The 8,292-nt window shown below is 69.7% G+C and carries 6 protein-coding genes; 2 read left to right on the top strand and 4 right to left on the bottom strand.

Translation table 11 applies throughout. The features are described from left to right. Positions 1-322: 322 nt before the first annotated feature. From ACN6LD_RS41485 to ACN6LD_RS41470, 4 genes are read right to left on the bottom strand one after another with little or no spacing between them, the layout of a single operon-like run. Complete coding sequence (locus ACN6LD_RS41485; RefSeq protein WP_445045864.1) at positions 323-1,312, bottom strand: sugar-binding transcriptional regulator; 990 nt, start codon at positions 1,310-1,312, stop codon at positions 323-325. 44 nt (positions 1,313-1,356) lie between these two features. Beyond that, positions 1,357-2,847 (bottom strand): FGGY family carbohydrate kinase, encoded by a 1,491-nt coding sequence (locus tag ACN6LD_RS41480; RefSeq protein ID WP_319188267.1) that lies wholly within the window; start codon positions 2,845-2,847, stop codon positions 1,357-1,359. Beyond that, positions 2,844-3,812 carry a transketolase family protein gene (locus ACN6LD_RS41475; protein WP_319188269.1) on the bottom strand — a complete coding sequence of 323 codons (969 nt, stop codon included), beginning with the start codon at positions 3,810-3,812 and terminating at the stop codon, positions 2,844-2,846. The genes ACN6LD_RS41480 and ACN6LD_RS41475 overlap by 4 nt, the downstream gene beginning before the upstream one ends. After that, on the bottom strand, positions 3,809-4,690 hold the full coding sequence (locus ACN6LD_RS41470; RefSeq protein WP_445045863.1) for a transketolase: 882 nt from the start codon (positions 4,688-4,690) through the stop codon (positions 3,809-3,811). The genes ACN6LD_RS41475 and ACN6LD_RS41470 overlap by 4 nt, the downstream gene beginning before the upstream one ends. A gap of 176 nt (positions 4,691-4,866) precedes the next feature. Between ACN6LD_RS41470 and ACN6LD_RS41465 the strand changes: the two genes are divergently transcribed. Further along, complete coding sequence (locus ACN6LD_RS41465) at positions 4,867-5,856, top strand: sugar phosphate isomerase/epimerase family protein (RefSeq protein ID WP_319188273.1); 990 nt, start codon at positions 4,867-4,869, stop codon at positions 5,854-5,856. 71 nt (positions 5,857-5,927) lie between these two features. Further along, positions 5,928-7,685 carry a DUF5605 domain-containing protein gene (locus ACN6LD_RS41460; RefSeq protein ID WP_445045862.1) on the top strand — a complete coding sequence of 586 codons (1,758 nt, stop codon included), beginning with the start codon at positions 5,928-5,930 and terminating at the stop codon, positions 7,683-7,685. Positions 7,686-8,292: the final 607 nt, after the last annotated feature.

The following is an 8,292-nucleotide window of genomic DNA, read 5'->3' as shown; positions in this document are numbered from 1 at the left end:
CCCCCCCCCCCCCCCCCCCCCCCCCGCGTCCTGCTCTTGGGGGGCCGACCTGCGGAGATCGTCGCGATCCAGTCGCTCACCGCCGACGAACCGGCGGCCGCCGAGATCGACTGCAGCTTCGACGACCTCTACCTCGGTCCCCCTTCCGCACGTCAGAACCCGCGGATGGTGAGCCACGCGTCCAGAGCGAGCACGACGATGCCGCCGATGGGCAGGTGGTCGAGTCCGTTGTCCAGAGAAGCGCTTGAGCCGCGGTCCGCCTCCCCGGCGCGCTGGACTGCCGGCCAGGACTGGACGAGGCGGCGTCAGGAGTCCCGCCGTCTCACGGCTCGTCGATCAGGCGCCGGGCCGTGGCGATGTCCGTGACCAGTGCGGTGATCCAACGGCCGCGGAGCGCGGCCCGCACCGCCGTGTACTTGCGGTCCCCGCCGGCCACGGCGATGCGTCGAGGAACGGTGCGCAGCTGGTCGATGGGGATGCCGATCGTCCGCTCGCCCAGTCCGGCGTCGACGTGGACGCCCTTCTCGTCGAAGAAGCGCTGGCAGATGTCACCCACGGCGCCCAGGCCGCGCAGCCGCGCGATCTCCTCCTCCGCCACGGCGTTGCCGCTCAGCCTGAGCAAGGGCGAGGGTTCGAGACTGCCGATGCCGACGAGGACGGCGGTGAGCTCCTGCCAGGCCTGCCCAACCTCGAGGACCGCGGGGTCATTGAGGAGTGACAGGCGGGCCTCTGCGGAGCCGACCAGTCCGGGGGCACGTACGAACAGCGGTGACGCTCCCGTGAGTTCGGCGAGGCGCGCGGCCAGGCGGGTTGCCTGGACCTGCCCCTGGGAGTCGCCGATGCCGCCCATGAGCTGGACGACCTTCGCAGCTCCCTGCGTCTTGACGGGCTGCATCGCCTCAATGGCGGCGAGCAGGGTCTCACTCCAGGTGGAGACACCGATCAGGTCGCCTGGGCGGAACGCCGTCTCCAGGTAGCTGGCGGCGGCGGAGCCGAGCGCGCGGGTCAGGGCGCGCGGGTGCTCCGCCAGGTCGTCGCCGTCCAGCACAACCACGTCGGCCAGGTGGTAGCGGTCGGCGAGCGCGTCCTCCAGGTCGCTGTGAATTCCCGGCGGCGCGACCACGATGGTCCGCACCACTCCCAGCTCGGTCGCCTGACGCAGCAGCCGGGACACCCCGGCCTGGGACAGCCCCAGGGCACCGGCGATCTCGGACTGCCGCAGGCCGCGCTCGTGGTACATACGGGCCACGCGCACGATCAGCCGCAGTTTGTCTACGGATTCGCCACTGGTGAGCTCTGAAGGCTGGGACACGCCTTGCACTCTACTGATCCCGGCCAGTGCAGGGGTCATGAGGATCACTCCCTTCGCCGGACCTGCCCTCGGCCGAGGCGCGCCCGCGCGATCGCCCCGGACCAGTCCTCGATCCGGCGGTGGCGCTCGGCCGCCGACCACTGGGAGCGGTACATCTCTCCGGGCTTGGCCAGATCCGCCAACTGCTGCTCGGAGAATATGCCCAGGGACCGTCCGGCCAGGTGGGCCGCGCCGAGGGCGGAGAGGTCACGGACGTGCGGGCGTACGACGGTGCGTCCGGAGACGTCCGCCTGCAGCTGCATGAGTACCGCGTTGTCGCTGGGACCGCCGTCCACCAGCAGCCTGGTGACACGTCCGGCTGGGGTGTCCAGACCTGCCACCACGTCCTCGACCTGGAAGGCCACCGACTCCAGGGCGGCGCGGGCCAGCTCGGGCGGTCCGGCCGCGAAGGTGAGCCCGGAGATGAGGCCGGTGGCGTCGTTGTCCCACCAGGGTGCCGCGAGGCCGCCGAAGGCGGGTACCAGGTGCACGCCCGCGGAGTCGGGGGCGGCGAGCGCGGTGAGTTCCGCCTCGTCGGTCCGCAGTAGCCCGGCGAGCCAGCGCAGGGTGGCGCCGGAGGAGCGGATGTTGCCTTCGAGCGCATAGGCAGGGGTGCCGTCGTCCCAGGCCACGGTCAGGCACAGCGGAGAGTTCTCGGCCTGCTCGGGGCCGGTGACCAGTCCCATGACGGACGATCCGGTGCCGTAGGTCGCCTTCACGCTGCCGGGTACGAAGACACCATGTCCGAAAAGTGCGGCATGGGAGTCTCCGAGCACGGCGGCGACCGGGGTTCCGGCGGCCAGCGGCGGAAGCGCGCTTACCGCCGGGAAGGGACCCGTGGAGGCCACGATCCGGGGCAGGGCCTGGCGGGGCACGTCGAAGAGTTCCAGGAGGCGGGCGTCCCAGTCGCGGGTGCGGATGTCCAGGAGCTGGGTGCGGGCGGCGTTGCCGACCTCGACGAGGTGTTCGGCACCGCCGCTCAGACGCCACAGCAGCCAGGAGTCGACGGTGCCGACGCACAGTTCGCCTCGTCGGGCCCTGACCCGGTCCGGATCGTGGGTGTCCAGCAGCCACTGCGCCTTGAGGGCGCTGAACATGGGGTCGAGGGGCAGCCCCGTCGTGGTGCGGATGTCGGGGCCTGTTCCGCCGGCGAGCAGTTTGGCGCAGGCGTCCGCCGTGCGCCGGTCCTGCCAACCGAGGACCGGGCCGAGCGGCCGTCCGCTGTGCCGTTCCCACAGCAGGCAGGACTCGCGCTGACTGGACAGGCCCAGTCCGGCCACGCGCGCGGGATCGTGTCCTTCCAGGCAGGAGCTCACGGCCGTCCGTACGCTCTGCCAGATTTCCTCGGCGGACTGCTCCACCCAGCCTGGGCGGGGATGGGCGGCGGCCAGCGGCGCGGAGGCGGAGCTCACCACGTCTCCGGCGGCGTTCACCAGCAGGGCCTTGGTGGCGGAGGTGCCCTGGTCGACGGCGAGGAGCAACGGGTCGGTCGTCATGACATCGAGGATCGCAGGCCGAGGATCTCTCGGGCGGCGTGGTGAATGGCGTCGGCGGTGAGGCCGAAGTGTTCCAGGAGGCGGTCGGCGCTGCCGGTCGGTGCGAAGCCGTTCACGCCGAGGAGCCGCAGCGGCACGGGGGCGTGCTGGCCGGTGAGGGAGGCAACCGCGGCGCCGAGGCCGCCGCTGACCGTGGCCTCCTCGGCGACCACGATGCCCCGGGTTTCCGTGGCCGCCAGGATGGTGGCCTTGTCGAGCGGGTCGACGAACGGGGTGTTGATCACGCGTGCGGAGATCCCCTCGGCGGCGAGGCGGTCGGCCGCGATGAGGGCCCGGGAGACCAGGGTGCCGATGGCCACGAGCGTGATGTCGTCGCCCTCACGCAGGACCAGCGCCCGGCCGGGCGAGAACTCCGCGTTCTCGGGGATGACGTCCGGCACCTTGAACCGCGGGATGCGCAGATAGCTGGGGCCGTCGTGGGCGTACGCCCAGCGGACGGCGGCACGGGTCTGTGCCCGGTCGGTGGGGACGACGACCGTCAGGTCGGCGACGGCCCGCAGCCACGCCAGGTCCTCGACGGAATGGTGCGTTGGCCCCAGCTCGCCGTAGGACACGCCGGGACTCTGACCGCACAGGACGACCTTGTGACCGCTGTAGGCGCAGTCGGCCTTGATCTGCTCCAGGGCCCGTCCGGTCAGGAAGGGGCCGGCGGCCGAGACGAAGGGCACCATGCCGGCATTGGCCAGGCCCGCTCCGACGCCGACCATGTTCTGCTCGGCGATGCCGACATTGACCAGCCGGTCGGGGAACTCGTCGCGGAAGCCGCCGAGGTTGCTGGAGCCGACGGAGTCGTTGCAGACCACCACCACCCGGTCGTCCGCCCGCGCCAGGGCACGGAGTTCCTCGGCGAAGACCTGACGGCAGTCGTACCCGGGGGCGTCGGTGAGCGAGGGGGCGAGGGTCATCGGGTCAGTTCCTCTCGGGCGGCACGTGCCTGCTGCGGATCGGGCACCTTGTGGTGCCATTCGGCGCGGTCCTCGATGAACGACACGCCCTTGCCCTTCACGGTGTGGGCGACGATCGCGACGGGCTTTCCCGTGGTGGACGGGGCGAATACGTCGAGCAGGGCGCTGTGGTCGTGGCCGTCCGCCTCGCGCACCTCCCAGCCGAAGGAGGCCCACTTTGCCGTCAGTGGGTCGAGACCGACGGTCTCCTCGGTGCGGGCACCCTGCTGGAGTCGGTTGCGGTCGACCACTGCGTACAACCGCTCCAGTCGCTGGTGTCCGGCGGTCATGGCCGCCTCCCAGTTGCTGCCCTCCTGCAGCTCACCGTCGCCGAGGACGACCACGGTACGACTGTCGTCGCCGCGCAACCGTGCCCCGACGGCGCATCCGACGGCCACGGGCAGTCCATGGCCGAGGGGGCCGGTGTTGGTCTCCACTCCGGGCACCTCGCGGCGGTTGGGGTGGCCGTTGAGGGGCGAGTATGGGGCAGTGAAGGTGGCCAGCTCCTCCGAGGAGAAGTAGCCGCAGTGCGCCAGCGTGGCATACAGGGCGGCGGCGCTGTGACCCTTGCTGAGGATGAACCGGTCACGCCCGAGGGCGTCAGGGTGTTCCGGGTCCACGTCCAGCACTGCGCCGAAGAGCGTGACGAGGATGTCGGTGACGGAGAAGTCGCCGCCGATATGCCCGAGGCCGGCCTGTTCGATCATCTCGAGAACCCGCAGACGGATGCCGACGGAGAGCTCCTGAAGCTCGGGCACCACTTCGTGGCGGGGTGCGGCGGCGAGCGACTGCCGCAGCTGCCGGTAGCCCTCTGCGGCAGAGGAGTCAGCACTGAGCATTGAATATCCATTCACTAATCAAATATCTATGCCGCACTGATGGTGGAGTGCTGTGCACGACCGCGTCAAGTCCCTTCCCGGGGGGTCGGTGGCAGCCTTGACAGGGCCTTCCGTGGAACTTACGGTCCCGGAGTCGGAGTTTTACCGCAGTCTGAATATCTATTCAGGAGGTTGTCGTGTCATCCTCGTCACCCCGCGCCCCCCACACCTTCGCGGGCGGCATGTGGACCTTCGGCCGCATCATCGACCGCTACGCCACCGACGGTTACGGACCCCCCGTGCCCACCCTCAAGACCATCGAACTGGCCGCCGCATCCGATGAGTTGGTCGGACTGGACCTCAACTATCCCTTCGATGAAGGCGTGACGGTCGAAGAGGTAGGCAAGGCCCTTGCCGGGCACGGCCTCTCGGCGGTGAACATCACTCCGGTGATCTATGACCGGGGCTTCCGCAGCGGTTCGTTCACCAGCTCCGACCCGGCCGTCCGCAAGCGGGCCGTCGACCTCGCGCACGAATCCGTGGACGTGGCCCGTCGGCTGAACGCGCGCTACGTCAAGTTCTGGCCCGGCCAGGACGGTTACGACTACCCGTTCCAGGTCGACTACGCCACGCTGCGCCGACATGCGGTCGAGGGCATCCGCGACGTGGCCCGCAACTTCCCGGACGTCACCTTCGCCATCGAGTACAAGCTGAAGGAGCCGCGCAACCGGCTGTTCTGGTCGACGGCCGCCGCCAGCCTGCTTGCCATCGAGCAGATGGGCGTGGGCAACGTCGGTCTCGTGGTCGACTTCGGGCACTCCCTGTTCGCCAAGGAGAACCCCGCCGAGGTCCTCGCACTGGCCCACTCCATGGGCCGTCTGGTGGACATCGAGCTCGACGACAACTACCGCGAGTGGGACGACGACCTGACGGCCGGCGCGCTGCATCTGGTGGAGACGCTGGAGTTCCTGCACGTCGTCCGGGAGATCGGCTGGGAGCATCCCCTCAAGCTGGATCTCTTCCCCTATCGTGAGAACGCCGGTGACGCCGTCCGGGAGTCCGTCGCCACCCTCCGCGCCCTCGACGACAAGGCCGCACGGCTGCCCCTGGAGGAACTGCGCGCAGCCCAGGCCGCGCACGACGCCATGGCCGTCCAGCGCATCGTTCGCACGGCGCTGCTCGGCTGAGGGCGGAGCCCCGCCGTCCCACGCCGCCGGCCTCGACGTACAACCTCGATATACCTCTGCAGGAGACTGTGATGCCCTACGGCCCCCAATCCGTCCTCGGTGACGTACTGCGCAACCCGCAGGCCGCGTCGGTGGTCCGCACGTACATGCCCGGCCTTGAGAACGAACCGATGATCTCGACACTCCTGCGGGGACGCCTGGAGCTTGTGACCGCCATGGTTCAGCCACTCCGGGTCGACCCCGTCGCCCGCGACGCCTTCTACGCGGGGCTGGCCACGGTGGCGGATACGGCGGTCGAGGAGCCCCTCGTCGAGCCGGAGACGGTTCCGTTGGCCGACTACGAGTCCGCGGACGTAGCGGTCGGCAGCGCCCGGCTCGTCCAGCGGACGTCGGTGCGGCAGTGGCGGCACTTCGAGGTGGAACTGCACGGCCCGGCACACGGCAACCCGTTCACCGAGGTCGAACTGCACGCCGAGTTCAGCCAGGGGGAGCGGACCCTGACCGCGCACGGCTTCTACGACGGCGAAGGGGTGTACCGGATCCGGTTCATGCCCGACCAGGAGGGCGAATGGGCCTTCCGGACCTCGAGCAACGCCCGCTCCCTCGACGGGATCACCGGTGGCTTCGCCTGCGATCCCGCAGGTCCTGACGACCACGGCCCGGTCCGGGTGCATGAGCGCTTCCACTTCCACCATGCCGACGGCACCCGGATCCTCCCTCTGGGAACCACCGCCTACGACTGGACCAACCAGGGTGAAGACCTGGAGAAGCAGACCCTGCAGACGCTCGCGGACAGCCCGTTCAACAAGATCAGGATGGGCGTCTTCCCCAAGTCCTTCGTCTACAGCACGGGCGAGCCACCCAGCTTCCCCTTCGAGGGATCGCCGGAGACCGGCTGGGACTTCCAGCGACCCAACCCTGCCTACTTCCGCCACCTCGAAGAGCGCATCGAGCAGCTCGGCGACCTGGGCATCGAGGCCGACCTCATCCTGTTCCACCCCTACGACCGCTGGGGCTTCTCCGACATGGGCCCGGTCGCCGACGACCGCTACCTGCGGTACGTGGTCGCCCGGCTCGCAGCCCACGCCAACGTCTGGTGGTCGCTGGCCAACGAATACGACTGCATGTTCTCGAAGGACGCCGCCCACTGGCCCCGCTCGGCGGCCGTGATCCGCGAGCGTGATCCCCACGATCACCTGATGAGCGTGCACAACTGGGTGGAGCTCTACGACAACAGCGCCGACTGGGTCACCCATTCCAGCATCCAGCGCGGCCCCGAGGACACCCGTACCTGGCGCGAGCAGTGGGACAAGCCCGTCGCCCTCGACGAGATGGGCTATGAGGGCGACATCGACTGGGGCTGGGGCAACCTCACCGCCCAGGAGATGGTCCGGCGCTGTTGGGACGGTGTGGTGCGCGGCGGATACGTCACACACGGCGAGTGCTACCTTGCAGACGACGACATCCTGTGGTGGGCCAAGGGAGGCGTCCTCAAGGGGGAGAGCACGTCCCGCCTGGAGTTCCTCCGGACGATCCTGGAGCAGACCCCGTCCGACGCGGCCGGCATCGACCCGCTGCCGGGGGAGTTCGACTTCCCGGTCGGCGGGGTCGAAGGCCGCTACCACCTCACCTACTTCGGCGCGGCGCAGCCCGGCGTGCGCTCCTTCGCGCTCCGTCCCGGCACCCGCTACCGGGCCGAGATCATCGACACCTGGAACATGACGGTCACTGAGGTGCCCGGCAGCCACGAGGGGGAGTTCACCCTCACACTGCCGGGGCGCCCGTACATCGCCGTCCGTCTGCTTGCCGTGGCGGGGCACAACGGGTGACACACCCTCGGGGGTGGACAGTTCAGGGCACCAGGACCATCCGGGCCTGCGCCTTCGCCGCCTCTGCAGGGTAGGTCCCTTGCCACCCCGGTGGTCAGGGCGCCGGCATCGACCAGGGCGACCCTGGTTCTTCAGCCGTGCGCCGTCCGCGGCGACCATGACCGCGGTGGTCCGGAGACCCCGGACCACCGCGGGCAGGAAGGGGGCGATCGCTCCTCCAAAACGCCGCCGTCGCGCACCCACTCCAGCACCGTCTCTCCAGGAGGGCTGCCTCCAGGATGGAGTATCCGCCCACGGTGCCAGCCGCTCAGGTGACCAGCAGCCTCTGGACCGGTTCGAGGTTGAGCAGATCGAGGGCCTGGGCGGCCAGACCAGCCTGCTCTTCAGCTCGATGCCAGCGCCTACGTCGCGCACACGACCGACATCGTGAGCGGAGCCGGACGGGCCGCGAGCCGCACCTCACGAGCTCCGAGGAAGAAGACGGCCTCCTGAACTCGCTGGAAGACGTCCTAGGTCGTGTCTTCAATTGATCTTGAGTGGTGGATCATGGTCGGGTGATACGTCGCCATGAACTGTCCGATGAGGAGTGGGAGTTCCTCCGTCCGCT

The sequence above is a fragment of the Streptomyces sp. SAS_272 genome (genome assembly GCF_052543235.1).
Note: the sequence above shows the minus strand (reverse complement) of the source record. Positions and strands in the feature narration are given on the sequence as shown.